Source organism: Streptomyces olivaceus, assembly GCF_000721235.1.
GTDB classification, from domain to species: Bacteria; Actinomycetota; Actinomycetes; order Streptomycetales; family Streptomycetaceae; genus Streptomyces; species Streptomyces olivaceus.
This window is the reverse complement of sequence record NZ_JOFH01000041.1, coordinates 1-26,866: the sequence shown is the minus strand read 5'-3', so window position 1 is coordinate 26,866 and position 26,866 is coordinate 1. Positions and strand designations below refer to the sequence as shown.

The window sequence follows — 26,866 nt, the reverse complement described above, 5'->3', positions numbered from 1 at the left end:
CGGTCTGCGTCCTCAGGCCGTCGTGGCGGCCAGACGGGGGTCGCCCGCCGTGACCACGGGGACGTGACTGCGCCCCTCGTTCAGCCGGTCGTTGACGGGGCGCAGGTCGGAGACGGCGAAGGAGCGGCGCAACCAGCGGTCCTGGCCGTCGTAGCGGGGAGTGAATCCGGTACGGCCGTGTACCGCGCGCCGGTTGTCCACGACGACCAGGTCGCCGGGGCGCAGCACGATGCCCTTCAGAGAGCGCCTCATCGCCTGCTCCAGCCGGTCGAGGGCGCGCTCGGCCCGGGGCGTCTGGGCGACGGTGCCGTGGAAGTCCACATGGAGTTCGGGGCACCGGTCGGGCCCGGTGAGCACCGGCATCGGATCGGTCAGCACTTCCACCGTCTCGTCGGGCAGGAAGGACGTGCTGAACCGGGTCCGGAACTCGGGCGCGCGCAGTACCGAGACGGTCTCGTCGTCCAGGAGCGGCAGGGCGTCCAGGACGCTGCCGGTGACCGTGGCCGCGGTCCCCTCGGAGTCTCCGCGCAGGCAGAGCAGGCTGAGGAAGTGCGGGGGGTGGGGGTGGAAGCCGTCCTCGGTGTGCAGTTCCAGCAGCACGGACCCGCTGTTCTCCTGACGGTCCTCCTCTCCCTTCTTCGGGCACACGTCCTGTACGAGGTGACCGGACTTCTCGTCCTGGTAGGAGAACGAGCGGCCCAGCACCGACATGGCCATGAGCTGGACCAGCGTGGCCACGGGCACCTCGGGCCAGGCGGGTTCGTCCTCCAGGCGGTCGGGGGTGGCGGGCAGGGCGCCCAGCGGCAGCCCGGTCAGCAGCAGGCAGCCGCCGGTGTTCCCCTCGTCGCGGAACGAGATCAGCGCCTTGTGCGCCGCCTCGGGCAGGGCAGCCGCCGCCAGTTCCACGGCGTGCAGCAGGTCCGTGTCGTGCAGTGAGCGCCCCGCGTTCTCCCCCGCGAGCCGCAGCGCCGCCTGTTCGATGCGTGCGGACGCGTCGGTGTCGATCCGGACACCCGCCGCACGGAGGTCCGTATAGCGGAAATCCTCAGTCATGCCGTCTTCTCCTCCCATTTCTCGCGTGTACCGCCGGCCAGCCGGCGTCCGGCCCGGTAGACCGGCGCGGGCGCGAACCCGCGCCAGGCATGCCCCCTGGGCAACTGGGCAAGGAACCGGGCCCGCTCCAGCTGGCGGGCGAGGTCGTCGACGAGGCGGACACGCCGTGTCATCGACAGGTGATGCACGTCCACCGCGACGGTGCGCGGCAGTTTCCGGCCGGAGACCAGCACGTTGACCATGTGCACGGCCAGGGAACCGAACTGCGTCGCTGCCTCGGCCAGTTGGGGCACGCTGTAGTCGGGACGGCGCAGCCCCTGCCGCAGTTCGCGGAACATCTCCGCGGGTATGTACGCCCGTGGGGCGATGCGGAAGACGACCTCCCAGGTGCTCAGGCGCTCTTCGTCCCCCGGAACGAGCTGGCCGTCAAAGACCCGGCGGACCAGCCGGTAGTCGAAGACCTGGGCCGCGAGCATGCCGGCCATGTCCCATCCGGTCACCAGGGGCTTGCGCTGCCGGCATGCCTCCTCGTGCAGGCGCACTTTGGCAGCCAGGCCCGAACCAGTGGTGACGTCGACGCCGTCCACGACGACGTCCGCGGCCTCGACGAGTTCACGGGCGTTGGCCGCGGTGACACCGTCGGGTACGACCCGGACGTCGATGTGGGGGTTGACGCCCCGCAGCGTGCGGGCGCCGACCTCGGCCTTGTTCCGGCCGAGGTCGTCCACCGTGGCGTTCTGCCGGTTGAGGTTGTTCAGCTCGTAGGTGCCCACGTCCGCCAGGGTGAAGTGCCGATATCCCATGCGCCCCAGTGGTGCGACCGTGGCACCGCCGATGGAGCCGCACCCGGCCACCAGCAACCGGGTGGCGGCGATCCTGGCCTGCAGCCGCGGGTCGATGAGCCCGCGGTTGCGTTGGGTGAGGCAGGCGTAGAAGGTGTCTTCGTCCAGCTCGCGCGCCTGTTCGGGCGTGTCCACGTCGATGATGCTCATGCGCTCGTCTCCAGGAACCGGGTGAGTCGGGCACGTATGGAGACCGGCTCTTCGGACATCAGCAGGGCCGTCAGGTGATCGAGGGTCGGCCGCAGCCGGCCGTCGTCCGTCAGGAGGAACGGGTAGGAACGCTCGCGCTGGTTCCACATGGGGGCGTAGAGGTCCGCCGGGCCGGGCGGCAGCGGCGCGACGTCGAGGGTGCGGACGCGGAAGCCGAGCAGTCCGAGCTGGTGCACGGCCCCGCTCTTCTTCCCGTCGCCCACGACGGTCCCGCCGGGCCGGTCCAGTACTTCGGTGCAGGCCGCCGCCCAGGCGAGGTAGACCCACCAGGGAACCGTCGCCGCGGCGTGGGACCGCGGCATCCCGGCGTCGCGGACCAGCCGCTTGCCCTCCCGGACCGCGGACGACGGGGTCCGGGCGCCCAGCGTGGCGGCCAGCCGCATCCCGTAGTCCCGCTCAACGACGAACGGCAGGTGGGAGGGGTCACCGAGGGTGGTGCCCGCCGGGTCCGGTGACACGGCGAGGGTGCCGTAGCCGCGCAGCCACCCGGTCTCCCGCTCCAGGACGAGGGTGTGGAAGTCGCGCAGCGCCTGCTCGTCGTACGGTTCGTGCCGCAGGTCGCGGTCGGCGACCGCCGCGGCGTCGACCCACCCGCGCCGGAGGTACTGCACCAGGCGGAAGGCGTAGACGCGTTCAAGGAAGTGGTCGGGGAGCTGGGCGCCCCGGACCGTCAGCACCAGGAGGTCCTCGGGGCTGACCGCGTGGAAGACCGGATCGCCGCGGAGTGCGGACTCGACGCCGGGCAGCTGGATGTCGGCGTGTTCCCGCAGCAGCGGGCCGCGGTGGCCGTCCCCCGTGGTGACCGTCATCGTATGCCCGGGGCGTCGAACAGTTCGCCGGTGATGACGAGCGCGAGCGCTTCCGGGCTGCCCTCGTAGATCCGGGGGCCGTAGGCGTCGCGCAGCACCCGGTCCATGCCGTCGTCGCGCTGGAAGGCCTGGGCGCCGATCAGCGCCATGGCGGCGTCGGCGTTGTCGATGGCGGCCCGGTCGGCGACGAGTTTGGCGACTGCCGGCTCGTACCCCGGGGTCGGCAGGACGTTGTCCGCCTTGAGGGCCGCGTCCAGGTACAACGCCCGGGCGGAGGAGACGCGCGCCGCCATGTCGGCGAGCTTCCGCGCGGACATCTGGTGTTCGTGGAGCAGTCGGCCGCCCTGCCTGCGTCCGCCGCACCAGTCGACGGCGCGCCGGAGTGCGTGCCGGGCGATGCCCGTGGCCACGCCGGCGCAGGCGACCCGGGTGAGGTTTCCGATGGCGACGTTGAGGTCCCAGCCGCCGCGTTCGTCACCGACGACGTTGCCCTCGGGCACCCGCGCGTTCTCGAAGACCAGCTCGCCGGCGGGGGCCGTGCGGTAACCGACCTTGTCGTGCACCTCGCCGCGCGTGACTCCGTCCTGCTCCAGCTCGGTGACGAAGCAGGTCAGCCCGGTGGAGCCGGCCGAGCCGTCCAGGTTCGCCAGGACGGTGGCGTAGGTCGCGAAGGGGGCGTTGGTGATGTACTTCTTGGTCCCGTTGAGCAGGTACTCGCCGCCGGAGCGCCGGGCGGTCGTCATCTCCTGCGCGTGCGGGGCGTTCTGAGGGAGCACGAGGTCGGTCCCGTTGCGTTCCTCGGCCACGGCGTTGCAGGCGAGGACGGGTTCGTCGCCGAGGAAGGGGGTGAGGTAGCGCTCCTGGAGCGGGGCGTCCCCGCTCACGAGGAGCGGCGTCTGGAACAGTCCGGTGGCACCGAACACCAGGGCCATCCCGGGGTCGGCGGCGGCGATCTCCTCCAGAGTGAGCGCGATGCCGAGCTGGCTGAGTCCGAGGCCGCCCATCTCGCGGGGCAACGCCATCCGCAGGAGGCCCAGGCGGTGCCCCTCCCGGACGGTGGCCCAGTCCACCTGTCCCTTCTCGGTGGCGTCGCGCTCGGCGGCGCCGGGCGCCACCCCGTCCCGCGCGAACTCGACGGCGCGGCGCAGCGCCTCGGCCTCGTGCCCCTGAAGCAGCGGGTGGTCGGCGGGGGAGTGCGTGAACGTCATTGACTGGATCCTTGTCGTCCGAGGGCGTTCAGTGCTTGAGGTCGAAGGTCGCCAGGGCCTGGCCGAAGGCGAGGGTCTGCATCACCGGGCCGCGGGCCGAGAAGCGCCGGCCGGTCAGCGCGCGGAGGAAACTGCGCCGGCCCGCGGCGATGTCCCGCAGATCCGGCCATGCGATGGCCAGCCGGTGAGTGGGCGGGGCGTCGGTCTCCTTGCCCTGGGAGTCGAGGACGACCTCCACCGTCGGCTCGGAGAGGACGAAGCGGACGGTGGCACCGGCGGAATGCCAGGCGGGCGATGCCTGCGCGGCCTCGGTAAGGGCATTCTTCACGTGCAACGACGAAGTCGTCATGTCGGTCCCTTCGCATTGAGTGAGCGGCGACGGGGTCCGTTTCTACCGGAAGGCAGTTGTGTACTTCATCGTGATGAACTAACGTTCGACACACCTGGTTACGTTCAGGTAACTGTCAGCAACGGGGGGAAATGGAACGGCAGACTTGTCCTGCACGCCCGGTCCTCAGCCGCATAGGCGAACGGTGGACCATGCCCATCTGCAGCCAGATCTCACAGGGAGTCACCCGCTTCAGCGACATCAGGGCTGCCCTGAGCGGCGTGTCCGCGAAGGTACTGTCCGAGACGCTGGTGCGACTGGAGAGGGACGGCCTGGTGGAGCGCTGGGTCGTCGACGACCGGCCACCGAGCGTCACCTACCACCTGACGCCGCTGGGACTGAGCCTCCTGCGGGCCGTGCGGACCATCGTGGACTGGTCGAGCGAGAACACGCCGCGCATCGAAGAAGCGCGAGTGAACTTCGACACACAAAACTCACGTCCACTGCAGATGGCGAGAAGTGTTGATGGTTGATCCATTAACGGATTAACCGGAGCGGTGAGAACCAGCCGTTCCCCATTCACCGCAGCATTCGCCGACCGGGGAATGGAAGGTATTTCTTTACCTGCTTTTTGAACATACGTCGGCCCGGAACCCGACGGTTCCGGGCCGACGTAATGGAACCGCGCATTCCGTCGCGGTTCCCGCGGTCAGGACCGCCGCACCGGCAGCGGCGCCCGGCCTGCGGGAACGGGTGTGGTCACGTCGCAGGGGATGTCCCGCAGGACCGAGGTGAGCTGCTGGACCACTTGGGCCGCCGCCGCCACCGCCTGCCGGTCCTCGTCGGTGAGGTCGGGCAGCTGACTGATACTCATCGGCTCTCCTGGGTGGCGAGCGACAGCGCGGCGGGGCGCTGCCGATGGTGGTCGGTGAGGCTCTGGAAGGCCGCTGCGGCGGCTACGACCCGGTCCTCGCGCCAGTACGGCCCGACGATCGACAGGGACAGCGGGAGCCCGTCCCCGGTGAAGCCCGCCGGGACGACGGCCACAGGGTGCCCGGTGACACTCCAGGCCGTCGTGTGCATGGACGCCAGATACGTCGAGGGGTCCAGCGGGTGCATGCCGTCCAGCCTCGGGGCACCGAGGTGGCACGTAGGCGTGATCAGCAGGTCGACGTGGTCGAAGAGTGCCTGCACCTGCTGGGAGAGCGTGGCCCGCAGCCGCTGGGCGCGGAGGTAGTCGCGCGAGGAGATGGACTCGCCGGCCGTGAACACCCACCGGGCTCCCCGGCCGTACCGGGCCCAGTCGCGGACGAGCGCGTCGTGGTGGATTTCGTGTGCCTCGGCCAGCATGATCACGTTGCCGACGACGTTGAGCAGCTGGTACCCGGGCACTTCGACGGCGGAGCGCCGCATCCCCAGCGTGTCCAGGTCTTTCAGCGCCCGCTCGAAGACCGCGGGCTGGGCCGGATCCACGCCGCCGTCCGCGTACGCCGTGAGGTGGTCGACCCCGACCCGCAGCCCCGACACGTCCGCCGTCAGCGCCGACAGGTAGTCGCCCGCCTCGACGTCCGGGGCGACGGGGTCGGCGTCGTCCGGGCCGGCCATCACCTGGAGCAGCCTGGCGCACAGGTCGATGGAGCCGGCGACCGGCCCGACCGCGTCCAGAGAGGGTGCCAGCGGGTACGTCCCGGTGGTCGGCACGCGCCCCCGGGTCGCCTTCAACCCGGTGGTGCCCGTATAGGCGGCCGGGATGCGGAGGCTGCCGGTCGTGTCCGTGGCGAGGGCGGCGTCGAAGCAGCCCGTCAGCACACCGCTGCCCGAGCCGGAACTCGATCCCCCGGCCCAGCGGTCGGTCATCCAGGGGTTGCGGCTGACCGGCCCCCGGCCGGAGCCGTCCTGGACGCCCAGCGCGTACTCCATGGTGGCGGTCTTGCCGACCACGACGGCGCCCGCCTCCTTCAGCCGCGAGACCGCCGTGGCCTCGGGCTGCCCCTCGGGCCACTCCGCCAGGCGGACGTCGCTCTGGGCGGAGGCGGGGGCCGAGGACTCGAAGATGACGTCCTTCACCCCGAGCGTCACCCCGGTCAGCGGACCGCCCCGGGGGTCGGCGCGGTGCGACCGCAGGGCGCGGTCGTGCAGCGGGGTCACGAGGATCCCGAGGTCGTCGTCGACCTGTCCGCAGACGCGGCGTGAGCGCTCGATCGCCTCCTCGACGGGGTCGCTGCCGGGCGGAACGTGGGACACGGAGTTCACGGGCGGATACCTTTCACGTCTGCCGGGTGGCGGGCGGGGACGGGCGGGTCAGTCGGTGCAGGGCCAGGGCGACGACCAGCGCGAGCAGGGCGCAGCAGGCCAGCGCCAGGAAGCCGTGGCCCACTCCGGTCGTGGTCGCGTCGGCGGCGGTCGCGCCGGAGCCTGACTCGTCCCGGACGGTGGCCGCGAGGATCGTGCCGACCACGGCGATGCCGAGGGCGGCGCCGGTCTGGTTGAAGGTGTTCAGCAGGCCCGAGCCCACGCCGGACTCCTGGAGCCGGACGTGGGAGCTGCCGATCCCGTACAGCGGCACGAACGAGCTGGGCAGCCCGGCACCGATGACGGCCAGCGCGACGACGGTCGCCGCCACGCCGGACGTACCGGTCGCGAGGAACCCGGCGCCGGCGAGCTGGGCCACGGCGCCCGCGATGTAGAGGCCCCCGGGGCCGAGCGCGGCGACCAGCTTCGGCACGACCAGGGCGACGACCAGCGAGGCCAGGCCCATCGGCAGCAGGGCCAGGCCGGCGGCCAGGGCGCTCATGTCGTGCACCTGCTGGAAGTAGATGCTGGCCAGGTAGGAGCTGCTGATCATCACCGCGGCGGCCAGCAGCAGTCCGGCGCTGGACAGCCAGTAGGTCGGGATGCGCAGCAGGTGGAGCGGGAGCAGCGGATCGGATGCGGACAGCTCCGTCAGGGTCAGCACCGTGAGCAGGACCGCGGCGGCGGCGAGGCTGATCCACGCGGATGCCGTGGTCGCGCCGTCCTGCAGACGGATCAGGCCGAACGAGAGGCAGGCCAGGCCCAGTGTGGCCAGGGCCGCCGTGGGGACGCGCAGCGGTCGTGATCCGCTCGCGGCCAGGGCGGGGAGGCTGCGCAGCGCGGCGGCGAAGGCCGCGACACCCACCGGGATGTTGATCAGGAACGCCCAGCGCCAGCTGATCGCCGTCACGATGAGGCCGCCCAGTACGACGCCGATCGTCGCGCCGAGCACGCCCAGGCCGCTCCAGACGGTGAGCGCGATCTTCCGCTGCTGGGGGACCTGGTAGACGGCCAGCACGATCGACAGGGCGGCGGCCGACAGCAGCGCCGCCCCCAGCCCCTGCAACGCCCGCCCGGTCACGAGCAGTTCCTCGTTCCCGGCCAGTCCGCAGAGCACCGACGCGGCCGTGAAGAGCGTCAGCCCCGCCAGGAACGAGCGCCGCCTGCCCACCACGTCGGCCAGCCGACCGCCGAACAGCAGCAGGCTCCCGTACACCAGGACGTAGGCGCTGATGGTCCACTGCAGGGCCGAGGGCCCGGCCGGCAGCTCACCGCCGATCGAGGGCAGCGCCACGTTCACCACGGTCGAGTCCAGCATGACCATCAGCTGGGCCACACCCACCACGGCCATCGGGGTCCAGGGCGCCGCCGGTGGCTGCCGCTCCTCCACCGCCTCGGTCATCGCTTCTGTCATGTCGTCTCCTTCCACGCCGGGGAAGCTATATGTATTCGAATGAATAGACAAGCCGGAGGGAGGATCCTAGACTCAAGGACGTGGTGAACTCTCTCGGTGACCAGTGGCTGACCTTCGTCCGCGTCGGCGCACGCCTGAACCAGGCGCTGGAGCGCGCCCTCTCGGAACGGCACAACCTCTGCGTGAGCGCGTACGACATCATGGAAGTGATGTGGGACGAGCAGGACTGGATCCGGTCGGGCGAGCTGACCGCGCGCTCCTCGCGGAGCCAGCCGCAGGTCTCCCGGCTGCTCACGCAGATGGTCAACGCGGACTACGTGGCGCGCAAGCCGTCCCCCGGGGACGGCCGCGGCTTCCAGGTCCGGCTCACCCCCGCCGGACTCGCGCTCTTCCGTGAGGCCACCGCGACGGTGGAGGGCACCCTGCGCGCCGCAGCCGACGAGGACGCCGCCGCACGGGAGCTGCTGACGCCCTCGCTGCCCGCGGTCGGCTGACCGCCGACGCCTTTCCGCCGGCCGGCGCCGGGTGGAAAAGGAGGAAGCCGGTGAGGGCAGCCCCGTCCCCACGGAGCCCTCACCGGCTGGTCTGCTGTCCTCCTGTCAGAGGCGGCTGGTTGTCAGAGGCGGCCGCTCAGGTGCGTACCAGCTCCCGGTCCTCGTCGGGGTCGGAGCGCCGCTCCTCGGCCGTGCGCAGCCCCTCGCCCTCGACGTCCACGTTGGGCAGGGCGCGGTCCAGCCACCTGGGCAGCCACCAGGCCCGCTTGCCGAGCAGGGCGAGGACCGCCGGCACGATGGCCATGCGGACGACGAAGGCGTCGAAGAAGACGGCGATCGCCAGGCCGAAGCCGATCATCTTGACCATCGACTCGCTGGAGCCGATGAAGCCCGCGAAGACCGCCATCATGATCACGGCCGCGGCCGTGACGACCCGGGCGCCGTGCTTGAAGCCGGTGACGACCGCCTGGTTGGGCTTCTCGCCGTGGACGTAGGCCTCCCGCATGCGGGTGACCAGGAAGACCTCGTAGTCCATGGCCAGTCCGAAGACCACGCCGACCATGAAGATCGGCATCATCGACATGACCGGTCCGGTCTCCTCGACGCCCATCAGGCCGGACAGCCAGCCCCACTGGAAGACCGCGACGACCGCGCCGAGCGCCGCCAGGACGGAGAGCAGGAAGCCGAGGGCCGCCTTCAGCGGGACCAGGATCGAGCGGAAGACCACGATGAGGAGGAGGAAGGCCAGGCCGACGACCAGCACCAGGTACGGCACCAGCGCGTCGTTCAGCTTCTCGCTGACGTCGATGTTCATCGCCGTCGAGCCGGTGACCAGCGTCTCCGCACCGGTGTCCGCCTTGACGTCGCCGCCCGCGTCCCGGATGGCGTGCACCAGGTCCTCGGTCTGGACGGAGGACGGCTTGGAGTCCGGGATCACGGTGATGGTCGCGGTGTCACCGGCCTTGTTGGGCGCGGGCGGGGTCACCGCCACGACGCCGTCGAGGTCCTTGATCTCGTCGGAGACGCTGGTGAAGGCGTCGTCCGGGGAGGCGGCGCCCTTTCCGTCGACCACGACCATCAGCGGACCGTTGAAGCCCGCGCCGAAGCCGTCGGACAGCAGGTCGTAGGCGCGACGCTGGGTCGTGGACGTCGGCTGGGAGCCGTCGTCGGGCAGGCCCAGCTCCAGGGAGGCGGCGGGGATCGCGGCGACGCCGAGGCCGACGACGCCCAGGAGGAGGACGGCGAGGGGCCGGCGGACGACGAAGCTCGCCCAGCGGGTGCCGAGGTTGGCCTTGGGCTGCCCCTCCGACCGGCCTGCCGACTGGCCCTCCGGCTGCTCCGCGCCCTTGCGGGAGCGGCCGAGCAGCCTCCCCTTCGCGCCGGCGGGCTTGACCCTGCGTCCGGCGTAGCCGAGCAGCGCGGGGATCATCGTGAGGGCGATCAGGACGGCGACGGCGACGGTACCGGCCGCCGCGACACCCATCTTGGTGAGCATCGGGATGTTGACGACCGCGAGGCCGACGAGGGCGATGACGACGGTGAGACCGGCGAAGACCACCGCGGAGCCCGCGGTGCCGACCGCCCGTCCGGCGGCCTCCTCGCGCTCCCGTCCCTCGGCCAGTTCCGCGCGGTAGCGCGAGACGATGAACAGGGCGTAGTCGATGCCGACCGCGAGGCCGATCATCATGGCCAGGATAGAGGTGGTCGAGCCGAGTTCGAGTGCGCTGGCCAGGGCGGTGATCGTGGAGACGCCGATGCCCACGCCGATCAGCGCGGTCAGCAGCGGCAGCCCGGCGGCGACCAGGGAACCGAAGGTGATGACCAGGACGACGGCGGCGACCGCGATGCCGATGATCTCGGTGGCGCCGGTCTCCGGCACGGCCTGGAGCGCGTCACCGCCGACCTCGACGATCAGCCCGGCGTCGCGCGCCTGCTGGGCGGCGTCCTCCAGGGCGTCCTTGGTCGACTCCTCCAGCTCCATGCCGGAGACGTCGTACTTCACCGACGCGTAGGCGATCGCGCCGTCCTTGCTGACGGCGTCGCCCTGGTAGGGGTCGGCGACCGAGGCGACCTCGGAGCCGTCCGCCAGGTCGTCGACGGTCTTCTCGACGGTCGCCCTGTTCCCGGCGTCGGTCATCTTCTCGCCGGAGGGCGCCTTGAAGACGACGCGAGCGGTCGCCCCGTCGGCACTCTGGCCCGGGAAGCGCTGTTCCAGCAGGTCGAAGGCCTTCTGGGCCTCCGTGCCGGGGATGGAGAAGGAGGAGTTGCCGGCGGGCGGGGCGCTGGCCGCGCCGACGCCGGCGAGCGTCAGCAGGGCCACCCATATCAGGGCGACGAAATGCCGTCGGCGAAAGGCGAGCCGGCCGAGTTTGTAGAGGAACGTGGCCACGAGGGCGTCTCCCGGTCAGGTCGTGGTGGTGCAGGGCAGGGGTGATCAGCCCGACGACGTGAGCGGTTACGTCAGGTGGGGCTTGGGCGCGGGGACGCGTCGTTGATACGTGTAAACGACACGTATCGGATGTGTGAGACGAAAGCGTCAGAGCGAGTCGTCGTCGCGACGCGTCAGACGGGCAGGTCGGTGATGGGGACGCCGAGGGCGGGGAGGACCACGGCGTCGATGTAGGACAGGAAGAAGGCCTGCGTCGGCGGCTGGTCGTCCAGCAGCGTGCGGGTGGCGATACCGCCGACCAGCATGTGGACGACGTACTCCAGCGCCGGACAGTCCGGTGCGATCTCTCCCCGGTCGATGGCGCGCTGCAGGACCTTCTGGCCCTCCGCCAGCTCCGGTTCGAACAGCTGCTCCCGGAAGGCCTGACGCAGGTCCGGATGATGGTGCAGGGCCATGGCCACGCCACGCATCAGCGCGGAGTTCTGCTCCAGGGTGCAGTCGTCCTCGCGGATCACCAGGGCGTGCAGGTCGCCCCGGAGCGAGCCGGTGTCGACGTCGCTGATCGAGCCACCGGGTTTGTTGTGCCGGACCGCCTTCACGACCAGCTCCGGCTTGCCGCCCCACTGGCGGTAGAGCGTCGCCTTGCTGGACCGGGTGCGGGCCGCGACGGCGTCCATGGTCAGGGCGTCGTAACCGACCTCCCGGAGCAGGTCGAGCACGGCGCCGTACAACTCGGCCTCGCGCTCGGGAGTGATCCGGCTGCGGCGCGCGGTGGCTGCCTCGGTCATCCCACTCTCCCCTCTCCGGTCCGCCGGCCCCGTCCACCCATCTCGAACGACACCGTTTCGTACAGGAAGAATGTACCCCACCCTCTAGCGAAACGAAACTGTTTCGTACGTGGCCTGGGTCACGGTTGTCGGCACGGCATAAAAGGCCGCACAAGGTTCCGCACAAGCTCCCGCACGAGTTGCCGGTGCCCCGTGCCCGGAAAAGCATGGGGTGGGTGAGTTATCTGCGCCTTCCCCATCTCAGTGGCGACCAGCTGTGCTTCGTGGCCGAGGACGACCTCTGGATCGCGCCGCTCGACGAGCCAGGCCGCGCCCGGCGGCTCACCGTCGACCGCACCAAGACCGGCCCCCCGCGCTTCTCGCCCGACGGCCGCCACATCGCGTACACCAGCTGGCGCACGCTCGTGCCGGAGGTCCACCTCGTACCGGTGGACGGCGGACCGGGACGGCAGCTCACCCACTGGGGCGGACTCGACACCCGGGTCTGCGGCTGGTCGCCGCCCGGCCCCGACTGCGCCGCCGCCGTCCTGGCCGTCGCCTCGCACGGCGAGCCCTTCTCGCACCTCACCTGGGCCCACAAGGTCTCCCCCGACGGCGACCCCGGCCGCAGACTCCCCTGGGGCCCGGTCACCGACATCCAGGTCGCCGACCTGGAGGGGGAACGCAGGACCCTGCTCCTCAACGGCACCCCGCCGCACGAACCCGCCGCCTGGAAGCGCTACCGGGGCGGCGCGACCGGCCGGCTCTGGCTGCACGGCGAACAGCTCCTGCCCGACCTCGGCGGGCACCTCGCCGCCCCCATGTTCACCGGCGGCCGGATCGCCTTCCTCTCCGACCACGAGGGCGTCGGCAACCTCTACTCCTGCGCCCACGACGGCACCGGCCTGCGCCGCCACACCGACCACGACGCCTTCTACGCCCGCAACGCCGCGAGCGACGGCACCCGCGTCGTGTACCAGTGCGCGGGCGACCTGTGGATCGTCGACGACCTCGCGCCGGGGTCCGCGCCGCGCCGGCTCGACGTCCGGCTGAGCGGGCCGCGCGCGGGACGGCGTACGTACCAGGTGCCCGCGGCCCAGCACGTGGGCGGCGTCTCCGTCGACGAGACGGGCCGGGCGAGCGCCGTCGTCGTCCGCGGCAGCCTGTACTGGCTCACCCACCGCGACGGCCCGGCCCGCACCATCGCCGACACCCCGGGCGTACGGGTGCGGCTGCCGGAGATGCTCGGGGAGAGCGGGCGGATCGCGTACGTGAGCGACGCGGAGGGCGAGGACGCCGTCGAGATCGCCCACCTGCCCCGGGCCACCGGGGGCCGCGCGGCGCGCCGGCTCGCGTCCGGGCGGCTGGGCCGGGTCCTGGAGCTGGTCTCGGACCCCACGGGCGACCGCCTCGCCGTCGCCTCGCACGACGGCCGCCTGCTGCTGCTCGACGTGACGGAGGGGGACGCGGAGGTCGCCCGGGTGCTGGACGCGGTGGACGCCCCGGAGGCGGAGACGGCCCCCGGCGCCGAGCCCACCCCCGCCACCGCTGCTGCCGCCACCCCCGCCGCCGGAGGCACCGTCACCGAACTGACCCGCTCCCTCAACGGCCCCGTCCGCGACCTCGCCTTCTCCCCGGACGGGGCCTGGCTCACCTGGTCGCACCCGGGCATCGGGCGCACCCTGCGGCAGATCAAGATGGCCCGGATCGGCGGGCAGAACGGCCTCGCACCGCTCGTCGTCGACGTCACCGACGGGCGCTTCGAGGACGAGAACCCGGTCTTCACCCGGGACGGCCGCTACCTCGCCTTCCTCTCCTGGCGCGGCTTCGACCCGGTGTACGACGTGCACACCGGCGACCTGTCCTTCCCGCTGGGCTGCCGCCCCTACCTGGTGCCGCTCTCCTCCGCGACCCCCTCCCCCTTCGCCCTGAACCCCGAGGGTCGTCCCGCCGCCGGGGGCCTGGACCCCCTGGAGGACGAGTCCGGCGAGGGCGGCGCGGTGACGGTGGAGACCGAGGGGCTGGCCAGCCGGGTGACGCCGTTCCCGGTCACCGCCTCCAAGTACTCGACGCTGTGCCCGGTCGAGGGCGGCGGCCTGGTCTGGCTGCGCTGGCCGATCTCGGGCGCGCTCGGCGAGACCTTCGCCAACCCGGCCGACCCGAGCGAGCAGCCCACGCTGGAGCACTTCCACCTCGCCAAGGCGCGCAAGTCCGAACTGGTCGGCCACCTGGACTGGTTCCGGGTCAGCGGCGACGGCAGCCGCCTGGTCGTGCTCGACGAGGGCGACCTGCGCGCCGTACCGGCGACCGAGGCCGGGGACGGCGACTCCACCACCTGGATCGACCTGCGCCGCATCCTGCACGAGGCCGACCCGGCCGCCGAGTGGCGCCAGGCCTACGAGGAGGCGGGCCGGCTGACTCGCGCCCACTTCTGGGACCCCGGCATGTGCGGCATCGACTGGGACGCCGTGCTGGACCAGTACCGCCCGCTGGTCGAACGCGTCGCCTCTCCCGACGACTTCGCCGACCTGCTCCGCGAGGTGCTCGGCGAACTCGGCACCTCGCACGCCTACGTCGCCGCCGCCCGGCGCAACGAGGGCCCGGCGCACTACCAACGACGGCAGGGCCTGCTCGGCGCCAACCTCGTCTGCCGGGAGGGGAGCTGGCTGGTCCGGCGGATCCTGCCGGGCGACTCCTCCGACTCCAGGGCCCGTTCCCCGCTGGCCGGCACCGGCATCCGGGAGGGCGCCGTACTGACCCACGTGGACGGCCGCCCGGTCGATCCGGCGACGGGGCCGTTCCCGCTCCTCGCGGGCGCGGGCGGTACGACGGTGGAGCTGACCTTCGCGCCGGCGGAGGGCGGTCCCGGACCGTCGCGCCGGGTCGCCGTCGTCCCGCTGACCGACGAGCGCCCCCTGCGCTACCAGGACTGGGTGGCCAAACGCCGCGAGGTGGTCAGGGAGTTGAGCGACGGGCGGTGCGGCTACCTGCACATCCCCGACATGGGCGGTTCGGGCTGGGCGCAGTTCAACCGCGACCTGCGCATGGAGGTGTCCCGGCCCGCGCTCATCGTGGACGTGCGGGGCAACGCGGGCGGCCACATCAGCGAACTCGTGGTCGAGAAGCTGACCCGCACGATCCTCGGCTGGGACCTCACCCGCGACGCCCAGCCGGTGTCGTACGCCTCCAACGCGCCGCGCGGGCCGGTCGTCGCCGTCGCCGACGAGGCGACCTCCTCCGACGGCGACATGATCACGGCCGCGTTCAAGCTGCTGCGGCTCGGCCCGGTCGTCGGGCAGCGCACCTGGGGCGGGGTGGTCGGCATGACCGGGCGGCACGTCCTGGGCGACGGCACGGTGATCACGGTGCCGATGAACGCGGCCTGGTTCGACGCCTACGGCTGGTCCGTGGAGAACTACGGCGTCGCCCCCGACGTCGAGGCCCTGCGCACCCCGCTGGACTGGGCCGAGGGTCGCTACACCGTGCTGGACGAGGCGGTGCGGCTGGCGTTGGAGCTGCTGGCGGCCAACCCGCCCGCCACGCCGCCCGGTTACACCGGCGTACCGGACCGGTCCCGCCCGCCGCTGCCGCCCCGGGAGCGGTGAGCCGGCCCGGCCGCACGGCCGCACGGTCCCGCGACCCCGCGACCCCACGACCCCACGGCCCCACGGAAGGCACGCGAAAGGGACGCGAAAGGGCGCCCACCCGTACGACGGGGGGGCGCCCTCTCACCTCGACCGCGACGCGTCAGGCGTCGAAGCTCTCGTCGAGCCGGTCCTCCGCGTCCCGGCGGCGCGAGGAGGGGTCCGTCTCGTCCTCGTCGCGGCGGCGGTCGCGGTTCTGGAGCTGGTCCTTGGCCTGCTCGGCACGCTGCTTGCCCTGCTGCTGCATGCGCTCGGCCTTGTCCTGGAACTGGTCCTTGATACCCATGTGGGTTCACTCCTGTGGTGATCGGGCCCGACCGGATCGGCCGGGCGCTCGATCAGATTCACACGAGCGGTGACCCTGCGCATGTCGATCACTTACGGACCGTAGCCGTGCCCTTCCGGCCCTGTGCGCCGGCGTCCTTCCGGCCCTGTTCGTCAGCGGCTCCGCCCGCGCCGACGAGGCCGATCCGCCGGCCGTCGAGCCGGTCGCCGAAGCGCCGCATCTCGCGCTGGCCGCCGGTACCGATGATGGCCGGCAGGTAGCCGCGCACGCTCTGCATGCCGCGCAGCCACCACTGCCCGTAGACGTGCGCGGAGCGGCGTTCGATGCCGTCCACGAGCCGCTCGACCGCCGGGCCCAGCGGATAGGTCTTGTTGGTCGGCCAGGGCAGCCGCTGCCGCAACTCGCGCATCACGTCGTCCTGGTCGGCGCCGCGCACCATGTCGGTGTCGGTCCAGGACAGGTAGCCGACGCCGACCTTGACGCCCCGGTGGCCGACCTCGCCGCGCAGGCTGTGCGCGTACGCCTCGACGCCGGACTTGGAGGCGCAGTACGCGGACATCATCGGCGCGGGGGTGAGGGCGGCGAGGCTGGCTATCTGGAGCAGGTAGCCGCGGGTCTCCAGGAGCGCGGGCAGGAAGGCGCGGGCGGTCACCGCCGAGCCGATCAGGTTGACCTCGATCACCCGCCGCCAGGACTCCGGGTCGGAGTCGACGAAGGGGCCGCCGGTGGCGACACCCGCGTTGGCGACGACGATGTCGATCCGGCCGAAGCGCTCCTTGACCTCCACCGCCACCCGGGCCATCGCCTCGGGGTCGGTGACGTCGGCGTGCCAGTACTCGCCCTCGCCGTGCAACCGGGCGGCGACCTGCTTCAGTTCGTCGGGCTCCAGGCCGACCAGCGCCACCTTCACCCCGCGTGCGGACAGCTTGCGGGCCAGCAACTCCCCGACGCCGCGGGCGGCTCCGGTGACGACGGCGACCCGGCCCTGAAGGCTCACCCTGCTCATGCGCTCTCCTCGGTCTGTACGGCGGCGGTCTGTACGGGGGCGGTCTGTGCGGCGGCGGTCTGTACGCCGATGGATGCGGCGGTGGGTGCGGCAGTGCAGGCGGAGCGCTCGTCGCGCGCGCCGGGCATGTGGGCGGCGGCGAGGGCCCGTATCTTCCCGGTGACCAGATCGGGCGCCTCGACGGGCGTCATGTGGCCGAGGCCCGGGAGTTCGGTGAGGCCCACGCAGTCGGGCAGCGCGGCGGCCAGCGCGCGGGCGTGCACGGGCGGCGTCAGCCGGTCCGCCGTGCCGACGACGACCTCCACCGGCATCCGCAACTCTCGTACGCCGTGGTCGAGGTCGAGCAGGTCGAGCACGTGCGACCAGCCGTACCGCACCCGGCGCGGGCAGGCGTGCACGATGCGGGCGCAGGCCTCGACCATGTCCGGTGCCGAACCGGGGCCCATCGTCCCGTACTTGAGGATCCGGCGGGCGGCCGGCGTGACCGGCCCGAGCGGCGCCCGGGAGCCGAGTATGCGCCGGGTCAGCCAGGTGCGCACCCGGCCCTCGCGCAGCGGCACCACGGTGGCCGACGGCACCAGCCGCGCGCTGCCGGTGCTGCACAGCAGGACGGCCGCCGCGTGCTCGCGCACCGCGGGGCGGGTGGCGGCGGCCATCAGCGTCATGCCGCCCATGGAGTGCCCGGCGATCACGGCCTGCTCGCCCGGCGCGAGCGTGGCCTTCAGGACGGCTTCGAGGTCGTCGGCGAGCGGCTCGGTGCCGTACGCCGGGTTGGCCGGGCTGCGGCCGTGGCCGCGCTGGTCGTAGGCGACGACCCGGTGGTCGGCGGCCAGTTCGCGGATCTGCGCCGCCCAGAAGGCGGTGGAGCAGCACCAGCCGTGCGAGAGGACGACGGCGGGCGCGTTCTCCGGGCCGTGCACCTCGACGTGGAGGCGGGCGCCGTCGGCGGAGGTGACGGTCAGCTCGTGGGCGGGGACGGGCGGGGCGTACGGCCCGTCGGCGACGTGCGGCAGGCGGCTCACGCGCCCACCTCGGCATCCACGCCGGCGGCCTTCGCCGGGGCCCGGTCGGGGGCGGGGCGCAGCACCTCGTACTCCGCGAGGTCCACGCGGCGCGTCGCACGCCGGAACTCGGCGGTCGTGCCGGGCCAGACGGTGGTGTTGCGGCCGCTCGCGTCCAGGTACCAGCTGGTGCAGCCGCCGGTGTTCCACACCGTGCGCTTCATGCGCTCCTGCACCCGGTGGTTCCAGTCGCGCACGGCGGCGGGGCGGGGGTCGAGGGCGGTACGGCCGCCGAGGACGTTCAACTGGCGCAGGTAGTCCGCCATGTAGTTCAGCTGGGACTCGATCATCAGGATCATGGACGAGTTCCCGAGGCCGGTGTTGGGCCCGATGACGGTCATGAAGTTGGGGAAGCCGGCCGCGGTACCGCCGCGCAGCGCCTCCATGCCGCCCTTCCAGGTCTCGGCCAGCGTCCGTCCGTCCGCGCCCACGACGCGCTCGGCGATGGGCATGTCGGTGACGTGGAAGCCGGTGCCGAAGACGATCGCGTCGGCCTCGGCCTCGGTGCCGTCGGCGGCGACGAGGGTCGACCCGCGCACCTCGCTGAGCCCGGCGGCGACCACGTCCACGTTGGGCCTGGCGAGCGCCGGGTAGTAGGTGCTCGACAGCAGGATCCGCTTGCAGCCGATGCGGTAGTCGGGGGTGAGCTTGGCGCGCAGGGCCGGGTCCTTGACCGCGGCACCCATGTTGCGCTTGGCGATCCGCTCGACGAAGCCCAGCTCGTCGGGGTGCTTGGTGAAGGCCTGCACCTGGAGTTCCCGGATGCCCCACAGCAGCCCGCGGCGGAGCCTGGTGGTGACGGGCAGCGCCCGGTGCAGGGCCCGTTCGGCGCCGCTGATGGCCCGGTCCATGCGGGGCATCACCCAGGCCGGGGTGCGCTGGAAGAGCGTGAGCCGGTCCACCTTCGGCTGGATGGACGGCACGATCTGGATGGCGGAGGCGCCGGTGCCGATCATGGCGACGCGCTTGCCGGTGAGGTCGTACTCGTGGTCCCAGCGGGCCGAGTGGAAGACCTTGCCGGGGAAGGAGTCGAGTCCCGGGATGTCCGGGACCTTGGGGTCGGACAGCGGCCCGGTCGCGGAGACGACGACGTCGGCGGTGAGCGTGCCGCGCACGGTCTCGATCTCCCACCGCAGCTGCTCGGTGTCCCAGGCCATCCGCGTGACCTCCGAGTCGAAGCGGAGGTGGGGGCGGAGCCCGAAGGTGTCGGCGACGTGCTCCAGGTAGGCGCGGATGTGCTCCTGCCCGGAGAAGGTGCGCGGCCACTCGGGGTTGGGCGCGAAGGAGAAGGAGTACAGGTGGGACGGCACGTCGCAGGCGCAGCCGGGGTAGCTGTTGTCGCGCCAGGTCCCTCCGACGCTCCCCGACCGCTCCAGGACGACGAAGTCGGTGATCCCTTCGCGCCGCAGCCGCACGGCGGCCCCCAGCCCGCCGAAACCGGACCCGATCACCGCCACCCGTACGTGCTCGTGAACCTGCTCGTGCTCGGCCATCCCGGAGCCTCCACGCGTCACCTAGAACTACGCCAGTGAACACTGGCGCAATGGGAGCGTAGAGCAGTCGCGTACTCGTGGGTAGGGGGCGGGCGGAAGAAAGTTACCGGCGGTACGCCATAGGGTCGTGGACGTGACCGAGAAGCGCGAATACCGCATGGAGGAACTGGCCCGGCTGGCCGGCATCACAGTGCGCACCGTGCGCTTCTACCGCGAACGCAAGCTGATCCCGCCGCCCCGCCGCGAGGGCCGCATCGCCTGGTACGACGACCACCACCTGGCCCGCCTGCGCACGATCGCCGCGCTGCTCGAGCGCGGCCACACCCTGAACGGCATCGCGGAACTGGCCGACGCCTTCGACCACGGCCGCGACGTCGGCGACCTGCTCGGCCTCGGCGAGCCCACCGAGGAGACCCCGGTCCGCCTCACCCCCGAGGAACTCGCCGCCCGCTTCGAGGGCGAGGTCACCCCGGAGAACCTGGCCGCCGCGATGGAGCTGGGCTATCTCGGCACCGACGGCGACGACTTCGTCCACATCAGCCACCGCCTCCTTGAGGTGTCCTCCGCACTGGTCCGCGAGGGCATCCCGCTGGCCGAGGTCCTCCGGGCCGGCGCCCGCGTCCGCGAACACGCCGACGTCCTCGCCGGCCTCTTCGCCGACCTGATCCTGCGCCACGCCCCCGAACAGGAGCTGTCCCGCCTGCGCCCGCTCGCCCGCAGCGTGGTGGAGGCGGAACTCTCCCTGGCCCTGGACCGCCGGATACGAAAAGGCCGACCCGGACCCGACCCGGACCCGGACCCGGACCCCTGGTGAGCGTCAGCGGTCGTAGACCACCGTGACCGGCGCGTGGTCCGACCAGCGCTCGGCGTGCGTGGCGGCCCGCTCGACGTGCCCCTTGACGGCCCTGGCGGCCAGCCCCGGGGTCGACACGTGGTAGTCGATGCGCCAGCCCGCGTCGTTGTCGAAGGCCCGCCCCCGGTACGACCACCACGAGTACGGTCCCTCGACGTCCGGGTGCAGCGCCCGCACCACGTCCACGTAGCCGCCCTCGGCCGGGTCGAGGACGCGGCCCAGCCACTCCCGCTCCTCCGGCAGGAACCCGGAGTTCTTCTTGTTGGCCCGCCAGTTCTTCAGGTCGGCCTCGCGGTGGGCGATGTTCCAGTCGCCGCAGACGACGACCTCGCGCCCCTCGGCGGCGGCGCGCTCGCGCAGGCCCTTGAGGTGGGCGAGGAACTCGCCCATGAAGCGGACCTTCTCCTCCTGGCGCTCGGTGCCGACCTCGCCGGAGGGGAGGTAGAGGGAGGCGACCGTCACACCGGGCAGGTCGGCCTCGACGTAGCGGCCGCTGGTGTCGAACTCCGCCGAGCCGAAGCCGACGCGTACGGCGTCGGGCTCGCGGCGGGTGTAGAGGGAGACGCCGGCGCGGCCCTTGGCGGCGGCGGGAGCGTGCGTGACGTGCCAGCCCTCGGGGGCGCGCACGTGCTCGGGGAGCTGGCCGGGTTCGGCCCGGACCTCCTGGAGGCACAGCACGTCGGCGGAAGTGCCGGCGAGCCACTCCACGAAGCCCTTCTTCGCGGCGGCGCGCAGGCCGTTGACATTGACGGAGGTCACGGTGAACATCCCGGCACGATACCGGCACACTGGACGGTGCCCCGATCTGCCCCGATCCCGGGCCCCGCATCGATCAACGGTAGGTAGCATGCACATCCGCCGGGTCCCCTTCGACCACCCCGACGCCGTGAAGCTCAGCGACGAGGTCCAGGCCGAGTACGACGTCCGCTACGGCGACGGCGGCGACGCCACGCAGCTGGACCCGTCGGACTTCGCGCCGCCGAACGGCCTGTACCTGATCGCGTACGACGAGAACGACGTCCCGGTCGCCTCGGGCGGCTGGCGCCGCCAGGACGCCAATGACGAGGGGAACCTCGACGGGGACGCCGAACTCAAGCGGATGTTCGTCATAGCGCAGGTGCGCGGCCGCGGGCTGGCCCGCCGCATCCTGGCCGCCCTGGAGGACGACGCCCGAGCCGCGGGCCGGACCCGGATGGTGCTGGAGACCGGCACCAAGCAGCCGGAGGCCGTGGCCCTGTACACCTCCAGCGGCTACGAGCCGTGCGGCAAGTTCGGCTACTACCGCTTCCACGCCGACAGCCTCTGCTACGCGAAGGCGCTCCAGGTCCCGTAGGGTCTGTCGTCACATTCCCGTCTGCCCGGCGACGCCGCTGCTCTGCAGCGGCAGGTCGATCTCGGCGTACTTGCTGTACTCGCCGCCCTCGGCCGGCTTGAGGGCGAGCGCGCGGCCCGAGTCGCCCTCGCGGTAGTCGGCGCCCGCCCGCAGCGCGTCGGTCTCCCCGGCGCCGACGGCGTCGAAGCCGTAGGCGAAGACGTCGCCGAGCGCGAAGCCGGCGGTCCTGACCGCGACCGGCTCGCTCACCTCGTAGGCCGTGTCCGGGAGGAATTCGCCCTCGAACATGCACAGGGCGACGTGCCGTTAGCGGATCAGGGAGGACGACACCGAAGCTCCCCGCCGAGCCCGCGGGCTTCCAACGGCACTTGGCTGCTGCGGACGGACGGGGAACGACGAAGGTCCCGTCCGCTCGTCACGAGCGGACGGGACCTTCGACAATGTGCGTGGACCTGAGGGGATTCGAACCCCTGGCCCCCTCGATGCGAACGAGGTGCGCTACCGGACTGCGCCACAGGCCCTTGCAACGAGTGAAACTTTAGCACCCCGGCGGGCCTGCTCAAAAATCACTTCCGGGGCCGCTCCGGAGGCGGCCCCGGTGGGAACTACTCGTTGGCCGCGCGGGGGCGGTCGCCGTCCTCGTACTGGTCGAAGAGGGGGGTACGGCCCCTCTCCCGGGCCCGGCGGGCGGAGGCGGCGCGGCGGGCGTCGCTGCGGGCCGGCGTCTCCGCGCGGTCCTCGGCGGGGGCGGCCGGGTCGGCGGCGTGCTCCGGCGCGGGAGCGGCCGGGCCGGCGGCGTCCTGGCCCGGGACGACGGGGCTGGAGCGGGCCGAGCTCCAGGCGTCGGGCGCCGCGAGGTCGACGTCGGGCGTGGCGCGGGGGGCTACCGGCGCGGTCACGTAGGTGGGCAGCGGCACCGGGACCGGGTCCCAGCTGTCGCCCTGCGGGCGTCCGCGGCGTTCGCGCTGCTGGTCGACCCACTCGGCGTGGTCGGTCTGCTCGACCAGGGCACGCCGGTCGGCGGCGAGGGCGGAGAGTCCGGCGTCGGGCTCCGCTTCGGGGCCGTCGTCCGGTTCCTCGGCGTCGGGGTCGCCGACGGCAGCGGTGGGGTCGGCGGGCGCCCGCCTGCGCGGCCGGGGATCGCGGGAGCGCAGGCGCTGTGCGGCGACCTCGGCCTGCCGGCGGTCCATGTGGAAGGCGAACCGGTGGCGCTCCTGTGCGCGCAGGTAGGCGATGTAGGCACTGAGCAGGACGGCGGGCACGCCGGGCGCCCACAGGAACGCGAGACCGCCGACCGCGGCGACGACCGAGCCGAGCGTGAACGCCAGGAACAGCATCACGGTCGTCCGCCGGCGGCGGGCGAGGACCTTGGTGCGCCGGGCCCGTGCCGCGGCCGCCGCCGGTGACACGGGTGCGCGCCGGGCCTGCGGGACCCGCTCCCGCTCCGGTTCCCGCTCCCGTTCGCGTGCCGGGGCCGGGGCGGGGACCGGGGAGGACACGGCGGGGCGGCCGGCTGCCGGGGCGGGCGCGGATCTGCGGCCGTCCTGCGGGCCGCCCGGCTCCGGGCGCGCGGTTTCGGGCCGCTCCGCGGTGTGCTGCGGGGCGGCCGGCCGGGGGTGCCGTCGGGTCCGGGACACGGCGAAGGCCCGGACGTCCACCGAGTCGGTGGCGGCGTCCGGGGCGTCGGCGTCGGGCTCCGCCTCGTCGGCGGGGCGCGACCGCAGGTCCTTGGCGTACCGGCGCTCCATGCCCGCCCGTCCGGACAGCAGCCGGATGGCGGTACTGAAGCGTTCCGTGGGACGGGCTTCGTTCAGCTCGTCCTGCCTACGGAGCCACATCGGCACCAAGTAGGCGGCCCAGGCCCCGACGATGACTGCGTAGATGAGGCCGCTGCTGCTCACGCCTCACACGGTAGAGGGGTTTGCATGAGGCCATCCGCCAATTGAGCCGGTGTGTCGCACGATCTGGCTGATATTTCGAACTTTTCTTGTGACTGATCCGATCAGCCGATCACCTGGAACGCGTAATTATCCGTTTCGAGACGGTCGCGGTCCGGTCAATTTCGAACGTTTATTCAATTCCCGGCGTTCGGCGTGCTGCGGTTCCGTGACCGGTGCCAGCGGCGCAGCAGGCCCTCGGGGACCTCGTCCGCGGTGAGCGCGAAGACGAGATGGTCGCGCCAGGCCCCGTCGATGTGGAGATAACGCGGCCTGAGGCCCTCCTCACGGAATCCGAGTTTCTCCACGACCCGGCGGCTGGGCGCGTTCTCGGGGCGAATGCAGACCTCGACGCGGTGCAGTCCGACGGTGCGGAAACAGTGGTCCACGGCCAGCGCCACGCTCGTCGGCATCACCCCGCGCCCGGCGACCGCCTCGTCCACCCAGTACCCGACATGTCCCGAGCACATCGAGCCCCAGGTGATGCCGGCCACCGTCAACTGGCCCACCAGGCGCCCCTGGTACTCGATGACGAACGGCAGCATCCGGCCCGCGTGCGCCTCCGACCGCAGGTGGCGCACCATCTGGCGGTAGGTCGGCCGGCTCGTGATCGGTCCGCCGGGTCCGGGCGGCGGGATGGTGGCCTCCCACGGGCGGAGCCAGTCGCGGTTGCGCCGGTTGACCTCCCGCCAGGCCCGCTGGTCGCGCAGCCTTATCGGCCTCAGGACGATGCCGCCGTCCCTCAGCTCGGCGGGCCAGGATGGGCTGTTCAGCTCGCACCCCCACCACTGGCGGGTCTCGGGTGGTCGCCCCCGCGGAGCTGGTCCACGGCGTGCCTCAGCAGCGGCTCCAGCACGGCGAGGCCGTCCTTCACCCCGCCGGAGGAGCCCGGCAGGTTGACGATCAGCGTCCTCCCCGCCACTCCCGCCAGTCCCCTGGAGAGCACCGCGGTCGGCACCTTGTCCCGGCCGTACGCCCGGATGGCCTCCGCGATGCCCGGGACCTCGTAGTCGATCACCGCCCGGGTCGCCTCGGGGGTGCGGTCGGTGGGCGAGACGCCGGTGCCGCCGGTGGTGACGATCACGTCGTACCCCGCGTCGGCGCCCGCGCGCAGGGCGGCCTCGACGGGGTCGCCGTCGGGGACGACCTGCGGGCCGTCGACGGCGAAGCCGAAGCGGCGCAGGCCCTCGGCGATCAGCGGGCCGCCCTTGTCCTCGTAGACACCGGCGGCGGCCCGGTTGGAGGCCGTGACGACCAGGGCGCGGTACGACGCGCGGGCGGTGTCGGGGGCGGGCCGGTCCGTCGTCATGACCGGTTCCACTCGCCGGACTTGCCGCCCGTCTTCTGTTCCACCCGTACGTCCGTGATGACCGCTCCCTTGTCGACCGCCTTGACCATGTCGACCACGGTGAGCGCGGCGACGGAGACCGCGGTGAGCGCCTCCATCTCGACGCCCGTGCGATCCGTCGTCTTCACCGTGGCGGTGATCTCCACGGCGTCGTCCGCGACCGACAGGTCCAGTTTCACACCGGACACCGACAACGGGTGGCACAAGGGGATCAGGTCGGGGGTGCGTTTGGCGCCCATGATGCCCGCGATCCGGGCCGTGGCCAGGGCGTCGCCCTTGGGCACGCCCTCGCCGCGCAGCAGCTCGATCACCCGGGGCGCGACGAGGACGCGTCCACTGGCGCGGGCGGTGCGCGCGGTCACGTCCTTGCCGGACACGTCGACCATCCGGGCGGCGCCCGCCTCGTCGATGTGCGTCAGCCGGTCCTGCGGGCCCCGGCCGTCCTGCGGGCCTCGGCCGTCGTGCGGGTCCCGGCCGTCTTGCGGGTCCTGGCTTTCGTGCGGGTGCTGGCCGTCGTGCGGGGGTCGGTCCTGCGTACTCATGCTCGTGTGGCGCTCCCGGTCCTGGCCCGGCGCGGTGCGGCGCGCGGGCCTGCTGTGCGCGACACGGTACCGCCAACCGGCCCCGGTCAGCCGAGCAGGACCACCTCGACCTCGGCGCCCGGCTCCACGGACTCGGTGTCCTCGGGGACGACGATCAGCGCGTCCGCGTGCGCGAGCGCGGCCACCAGGTGGGACCCGGAACCGCCGACCGGGGCGACCGATCCGTCCGCGTAGGTGCCGCGCAGGAACTGCCGGCGCCCCTTCGGCGAGGTGAGCGCCTTGTCGGCGTCCAGGGTCGCGGTGACCGTCGGGCGGTGCACGTCGGGCAGGCCCATGAGGGTGCGGATCGCGGGACGCACGAACAGCTCGAAGGAGACGTACGACGAGACCGGGTTGCCCGGCAGGGCGAGCAGCGGGGTGTGCTCGGGGCCGATGGAGCCGAAGCCCTGGGGCTTGCCGGGCTGCATGGCGAGCTTGCGGAAGTCCACGCCGCTGCCCGCCTCGTCCTCGTCGCCGACGTGCGCCAGCGCCTCCTTGACCACGTCGTACGCCCCGACGCTCACACCGCCGGTGGTGACCATCAGGTCGGCGCGCACGAGCTGGTCCTCGATGGTGGCCCGCAGGTTCTCGGCGTCGTCGGCGACGGCACCCACGCGGTAGGCGATCGCGCCGGCGTCGCGGGCGGCCGCGGTGAGGGCGAAGCTGTTGGAGTCGTAGATCTGACCGGCCGCCAGCTGCTCGTCGGGCTGGACCAGTTCGCTGCCGGTGGAGAGCACCACCACGCGGGGGCGCGGGCGTACGCGGACCGTGCCGCGGCCGATCGCGGCGAGCAGGCCGATCTGCGGCGGCCCGAGGACCGTACCGGCCTCCAGGGCGCGGTCGCCGGCGCGGACGTCGCTGCCCTTGGCACGGACGTGGGCGCGGGCCTCGGCCGGGCGGTACACGTGCACCTGGCCCAGGGCGCCCTCGGGGGCCAGGCTGCGGGCGCGCATCCCGGACACGGGGCCCTCGCCCAGCCCGCCGTCGGTCCACTCGACGGGGACGACGGTCTCGGCGCCGGGCGGGAGCGGGGCGCCGGTCATGATGCGGGCGGCCTGGCCGGGGCCCACGGCGACCGGGTCGGCCTGGCCCGCGGCGACGTCCCCGACGACCTCCAGGACGGCGGGGAACTCCTCGCTGGCGCCCGCCACGTCGGTGACCCGCACCGCGTACCCGTCCATGGAGCTGTTGTCGAAGGGCGGCAGGGAGAGCGGCACCGTGACGTCGTCGACCAGGACGCAGCCCTGGGCGTCGAGCAGGTTCAGCTCGATGGGGTCCAGGGGGCGGACGGCGGCGAGGACGTCGTCCAGGTGGTCCTGCACCGACCACAGCCGGTCCGGACCGGAGCCCGTGCCGGCGTGGTCGTGGCCGGTGGCACGGTGCGCGCTGCTGCTCAACGTCCTTGCATCTCCTCGGCTACGTAACGCTGGAGCCAGGTCCGGAAGTCCGGGCCCAGGTCCTCACGTTCGCACGCGAGCCGGACGATGGCACGCAGGTAGTCGCCGCGGTCGCCGGTGT

At 72.7% G+C, this 26,866-nt stretch carries 26 protein-coding genes, 1 tRNA gene and 1 pseudogene; 5 read left to right on the top strand and 23 right to left on the bottom strand.

The features are described 5' to 3' along the window. Positions 1–12 precede the first annotated feature (12 nt). From IG94_RS0132850 to IG94_RS0132830, 5 genes are read right to left on the bottom strand one after another with little or no spacing between them, the layout of a single operon-like run. Positions 13–1,053: a TauD/TfdA family dioxygenase gene (locus tag IG94_RS0132850; protein WP_051159919.1), complete on the bottom strand. Its 1,041-nt coding sequence runs from the start codon at positions 1,051–1,053 to the stop codon at positions 13–15. Further along, positions 1,050–2,045 carry a ThiF family adenylyltransferase gene (locus IG94_RS0132845; protein WP_051159918.1) on the bottom strand — a complete coding sequence of 332 codons (996 nt, stop codon included), beginning with the start codon at positions 2,043–2,045 and terminating at the stop codon, positions 1,050–1,052. Before IG94_RS0132845 ends, IG94_RS0132850 begins: the two co-directional genes overlap by 4 nt. Beyond that, positions 2,042–2,914 (bottom strand): hypothetical protein, encoded by an 873-nt coding sequence (locus IG94_RS0132840; RefSeq protein WP_031045836.1) that lies wholly within the window; start codon positions 2,912–2,914, stop codon positions 2,042–2,044. Before IG94_RS0132840 ends, IG94_RS0132845 begins: the two co-directional genes overlap by 4 nt. Next, the gene (locus IG94_RS0132835) at positions 2,911–4,122 is read right to left on the bottom strand and encodes an acyl-CoA dehydrogenase family protein (RefSeq protein WP_051159917.1); all 1,212 of its coding nucleotides are present in this window, start codon (positions 4,120–4,122) and stop codon (positions 2,911–2,913) included. The genes IG94_RS0132840 and IG94_RS0132835 overlap by 4 nt, the downstream gene beginning before the upstream one ends. A gap of 28 nt (positions 4,123–4,150) precedes the next feature. Continuing rightward, positions 4,151–4,450 carry a hypothetical protein gene (locus IG94_RS0132830; RefSeq protein ID WP_031045830.1) on the bottom strand — a complete coding sequence of 100 codons (300 nt, stop codon included), beginning with the start codon at positions 4,448–4,450 and terminating at the stop codon, positions 4,151–4,153. A gap of 152 nt (positions 4,451–4,602) precedes the next feature. Here IG94_RS0132830 and IG94_RS0132825 point away from each other — a divergent pair, with 152 nt between their 5' ends. Continuing rightward, positions 4,603–4,983, top strand: coding sequence for a winged helix-turn-helix transcriptional regulator (locus IG94_RS0132825; RefSeq protein ID WP_063741575.1), 381 nt, complete (start codon positions 4,603–4,605; stop codon positions 4,981–4,983). A 176-nt stretch (positions 4,984–5,159) separates the two neighbouring features. On the opposite strand, the gene IG94_RS42680 is transcribed toward IG94_RS0132825, so the two are convergent. From IG94_RS42680 to IG94_RS0132810, 3 genes are read right to left on the bottom strand one after another with little or no spacing between them, the layout of a single operon-like run. Further along, positions 5,160–5,324 carry a hypothetical protein gene (locus tag IG94_RS42680; RefSeq protein ID WP_157852373.1) on the bottom strand — a complete coding sequence of 55 codons (165 nt, stop codon included), beginning with the start codon at positions 5,322–5,324 and terminating at the stop codon, positions 5,160–5,162. Continuing rightward, positions 5,321–6,703, bottom strand: a complete 1,383-nt coding sequence (locus tag IG94_RS0132815; RefSeq protein ID WP_052410974.1) for an amidase — start codon at positions 6,701–6,703, stop codon at positions 5,321–5,323. Before IG94_RS0132815 ends, IG94_RS42680 begins: the two co-directional genes overlap by 4 nt. A gap of 13 nt (positions 6,704–6,716) precedes the next feature. Next, positions 6,717–8,156, bottom strand: coding sequence for an MFS transporter (locus IG94_RS0132810; protein ID WP_031045821.1), 1,440 nt, complete (start codon positions 8,154–8,156; stop codon positions 6,717–6,719). 80 nt (positions 8,157–8,236) lie between these two features. Here IG94_RS0132810 and IG94_RS0132805 point away from each other — a divergent pair, with 80 nt between their 5' ends. Then, positions 8,237–8,650: a MarR family winged helix-turn-helix transcriptional regulator gene (locus tag IG94_RS0132805; RefSeq protein WP_123937878.1), complete on the top strand. Its 414-nt coding sequence runs from the start codon at positions 8,237–8,239 to the stop codon at positions 8,648–8,650. A gap of 136 nt (positions 8,651–8,786) precedes the next feature. Here IG94_RS0132805 and IG94_RS0132800 read toward each other — a convergent pair whose 3' ends face one another. Both IG94_RS0132800 and IG94_RS0132795 read right to left on the bottom strand, forming a co-directional pair. Next, on the bottom strand, positions 8,787–11,039 hold the full coding sequence (locus tag IG94_RS0132800) for an MMPL family transporter (protein ID WP_031045816.1): 2,253 nt from the start codon (positions 11,037–11,039) through the stop codon (positions 8,787–8,789). 173 nt (positions 11,040–11,212) lie between these two features. After that, the gene (locus tag IG94_RS0132795; RefSeq protein WP_031045813.1) at positions 11,213–11,827 is read right to left on the bottom strand and encodes a TetR/AcrR family transcriptional regulator; all 615 of its coding nucleotides are present in this window, start codon (positions 11,825–11,827) and stop codon (positions 11,213–11,215) included. Between the two features lie 206 nt (positions 11,828–12,033). Between IG94_RS0132795 and IG94_RS0132790 the strand changes: the two genes are divergently transcribed. Next, entirely contained in the window at positions 12,034–15,411 is a 3,378-nt protein-coding gene (locus IG94_RS0132790) for a S41 family peptidase (protein ID WP_031045810.1), read from the top strand. A gap of 142 nt (positions 15,412–15,553) precedes the next feature. On the opposite strand, the gene IG94_RS0132785 is transcribed toward IG94_RS0132790, so the two are convergent. The 4 genes from IG94_RS0132785 to IG94_RS0132770 all read right to left on the bottom strand — a co-directional run bounded on the left by IG94_RS0132785 (position 15,554) and on the right by IG94_RS0132770 (position 19,296). Continuing rightward, positions 15,554–15,736: a hypothetical protein gene (locus IG94_RS0132785; protein ID WP_031045808.1), complete on the bottom strand. Its 183-nt coding sequence runs from the start codon at positions 15,734–15,736 to the stop codon at positions 15,554–15,556. Positions 15,737–15,824: 88 nt separating this feature from the next. After that, positions 15,825–16,742, bottom strand: a complete 918-nt coding sequence (locus IG94_RS0132780; RefSeq protein WP_043485259.1) for an SDR family oxidoreductase — start codon at positions 16,740–16,742, stop codon at positions 15,825–15,827. Beyond that, positions 16,739–17,764: an alpha/beta fold hydrolase gene (locus IG94_RS0132775; RefSeq protein WP_078892521.1), complete on the bottom strand. Its 1,026-nt coding sequence runs from the start codon at positions 17,762–17,764 to the stop codon at positions 16,739–16,741. The genes IG94_RS0132780 and IG94_RS0132775 overlap by 4 nt, the downstream gene beginning before the upstream one ends. After that, positions 17,761–19,296: a flavin-containing monooxygenase gene (locus tag IG94_RS0132770; protein ID WP_031045798.1), complete on the bottom strand. Its 1,536-nt coding sequence runs from the start codon at positions 19,294–19,296 to the stop codon at positions 17,761–17,763. Before IG94_RS0132770 ends, IG94_RS0132775 begins: the two co-directional genes overlap by 4 nt. A 133-nt stretch (positions 19,297–19,429) precedes the next feature. Between IG94_RS0132770 and IG94_RS0132765 the strand changes: the two genes are divergently transcribed. Next, positions 19,430–20,110, top strand: coding sequence for a MerR family transcriptional regulator (locus tag IG94_RS0132765; RefSeq protein WP_031045795.1), 681 nt, complete (start codon positions 19,430–19,432; stop codon positions 20,108–20,110). Positions 20,111–20,113: 3 nt separating this feature from the next. Here the strand turns inward: IG94_RS0132765 and IG94_RS0132760 are convergent, their stop codons facing one another. Next, entirely contained in the window at positions 20,114–20,917 is an 804-nt protein-coding gene (locus tag IG94_RS0132760; protein ID WP_031045792.1) for an exodeoxyribonuclease III, read from the bottom strand. Positions 20,918–20,996: 79 nt separating this feature from the next. Between IG94_RS0132760 and IG94_RS0132755 the strand changes: the two genes are divergently transcribed. Then, positions 20,997–21,482: a GNAT family N-acetyltransferase gene (locus IG94_RS0132755; protein WP_031045789.1), complete on the top strand. Its 486-nt coding sequence runs from the start codon at positions 20,997–20,999 to the stop codon at positions 21,480–21,482. Between the two features lie 9 nt (positions 21,483–21,491). Here IG94_RS0132755 and IG94_RS0132750 read toward each other — a convergent pair whose 3' ends face one another. From IG94_RS0132750 to IG94_RS42150, 8 genes and pseudogenes are all read right to left on the bottom strand, one after another. Then, complete coding sequence (locus tag IG94_RS0132750) at positions 21,492–21,770, bottom strand: hypothetical protein (protein WP_031045786.1); 279 nt, start codon at positions 21,768–21,770, stop codon at positions 21,492–21,494. A gap of 159 nt (positions 21,771–21,929) precedes the next feature. After that, a tRNA-Ala gene (locus IG94_RS0132745) sits at positions 21,930–22,003 on the bottom strand. Positions 22,004–22,087: 84 nt separating this feature from the next. Continuing rightward, positions 22,088–23,383, bottom strand: coding sequence for a gephyrin-like molybdotransferase receptor GlpR (locus IG94_RS0132740; RefSeq protein ID WP_031045782.1), 1,296 nt, complete (start codon positions 23,381–23,383; stop codon positions 22,088–22,090). A 173-nt stretch (positions 23,384–23,556) separates the two neighbouring features. After that, positions 23,557–24,192, bottom strand: a complete 636-nt coding sequence (locus IG94_RS0132735) for a GNAT family N-acetyltransferase (RefSeq protein ID WP_031045779.1) — start codon at positions 24,190–24,192, stop codon at positions 23,557–23,559. Continuing rightward, positions 24,189–24,728: a MogA/MoaB family molybdenum cofactor biosynthesis protein gene (locus tag IG94_RS0132730; RefSeq protein WP_031045776.1), complete on the bottom strand. Its 540-nt coding sequence runs from the start codon at positions 24,726–24,728 to the stop codon at positions 24,189–24,191. Before IG94_RS0132730 ends, IG94_RS0132735 begins: the two co-directional genes overlap by 4 nt. Beyond that, positions 24,725–25,309 carry a cyclic pyranopterin monophosphate synthase MoaC gene (moaC, locus tag IG94_RS0132725; protein ID WP_224310171.1) on the bottom strand — a complete coding sequence of 195 codons (585 nt, stop codon included), beginning with the start codon at positions 25,307–25,309 and terminating at the stop codon, positions 24,725–24,727. The genes IG94_RS0132730 and moaC overlap by 4 nt, the downstream gene beginning before the upstream one ends. Positions 25,310–25,395: 86 nt before the next feature. After that, the gene (gene glp / locus IG94_RS0132720) at positions 25,396–26,745 is read right to left on the bottom strand and encodes a molybdotransferase-like divisome protein Glp (RefSeq protein WP_031045772.1); all 1,350 of its coding nucleotides are present in this window, start codon (positions 26,743–26,745) and stop codon (positions 25,396–25,398) included. Next, positions 26,742–26,866: pseudogene (locus IG94_RS42150) on the bottom strand (UTP--glucose-1-phosphate uridylyltransferase); the annotation flags it as partial. The gene glp and the pseudogene IG94_RS42150, both read right to left, overlap by 4 nt.

Bases quoted from the DNA above. Each gene is read 5' to 3' on its own strand.
- IG94_RS0132850 (WP_051159919.1), bottom strand. From the start codon at position 1,053: ATGACTGAGGATTTCCGCTATACGGACCTCCGTGCGGCGGGTGTCCGG.
- IG94_RS0132845 (WP_051159918.1), bottom strand. From the start codon at position 2,045: ATGAGCATCATCGACGTGGACACGCCCGAACAGGCGCGCGAGCTGGAC.
- IG94_RS0132840 (WP_031045836.1), bottom strand. From the start codon at position 2,914: ATGACGGTCACCACGGGGGACGGCCACCGCGGCCCGCTGCTGCGGGAA.
- IG94_RS0132835 (WP_051159917.1), bottom strand. From the start codon at position 4,122: ATGACGTTCACGCACTCCCCCGCCGACCACCCGCTGCTTCAGGGGCAC.
- IG94_RS0132825 (WP_063741575.1), top strand. From the start codon at position 4,603: ATGGAACGGCAGACTTGTCCTGCACGCCCGGTCCTCAGCCGCATAGGC.
- IG94_RS42680 (WP_157852373.1), bottom strand. From the start codon at position 5,324: ATGAGTATCAGTCAGCTGCCCGACCTCACCGACGAGGACCGGCAGGCG.
- IG94_RS0132810 (WP_031045821.1), bottom strand. From the start codon at position 8,156: ATGACAGAAGCGATGACCGAGGCGGTGGAGGAGCGGCAGCCACCGGCG.
- IG94_RS0132795 (WP_031045813.1), bottom strand. From the start codon at position 11,827: ATGACCGAGGCAGCCACCGCGCGCCGCAGCCGGATCACTCCCGAGCGC.
- IG94_RS0132790 (WP_031045810.1), top strand. From the start codon at position 12,034: ATGGGGTGGGTGAGTTATCTGCGCCTTCCCCATCTCAGTGGCGACCAG.
- IG94_RS0132785 (WP_031045808.1), bottom strand. From the start codon at position 15,736: ATGGGTATCAAGGACCAGTTCCAGGACAAGGCCGAGCGCATGCAGCAG.
- IG94_RS0132780 (WP_043485259.1), bottom strand. From the start codon at position 16,742: ATGAGCAGGGTGAGCCTTCAGGGCCGGGTCGCCGTCGTCACCGGAGCC.
- IG94_RS0132770 (WP_031045798.1), bottom strand. From the start codon at position 19,296: ATGGCCGAGCACGAGCAGGTTCACGAGCACGTACGGGTGGCGGTGATC.
- IG94_RS0132760 (WP_031045792.1), bottom strand. From the start codon at position 20,917: ATGTTCACCGTGACCTCCGTCAATGTCAACGGCCTGCGCGCCGCCGCG.
- IG94_RS0132755 (WP_031045789.1), top strand. From the start codon at position 20,997: ATGCACATCCGCCGGGTCCCCTTCGACCACCCCGACGCCGTGAAGCTC.
- IG94_RS0132750 (WP_031045786.1), bottom strand. From the start codon at position 21,770: ATGTTCGAGGGCGAATTCCTCCCGGACACGGCCTACGAGGTGAGCGAG.
- IG94_RS0132730 (WP_031045776.1), bottom strand. From the start codon at position 24,728: ATGACGACGGACCGGCCCGCCCCCGACACCGCCCGCGCGTCGTACCGC.
- moaC (WP_224310171.1), bottom strand. From the start codon at position 25,309: ATGAGTACGCAGGACCGACCCCCGCACGACGGCCAGCACCCGCACGAA.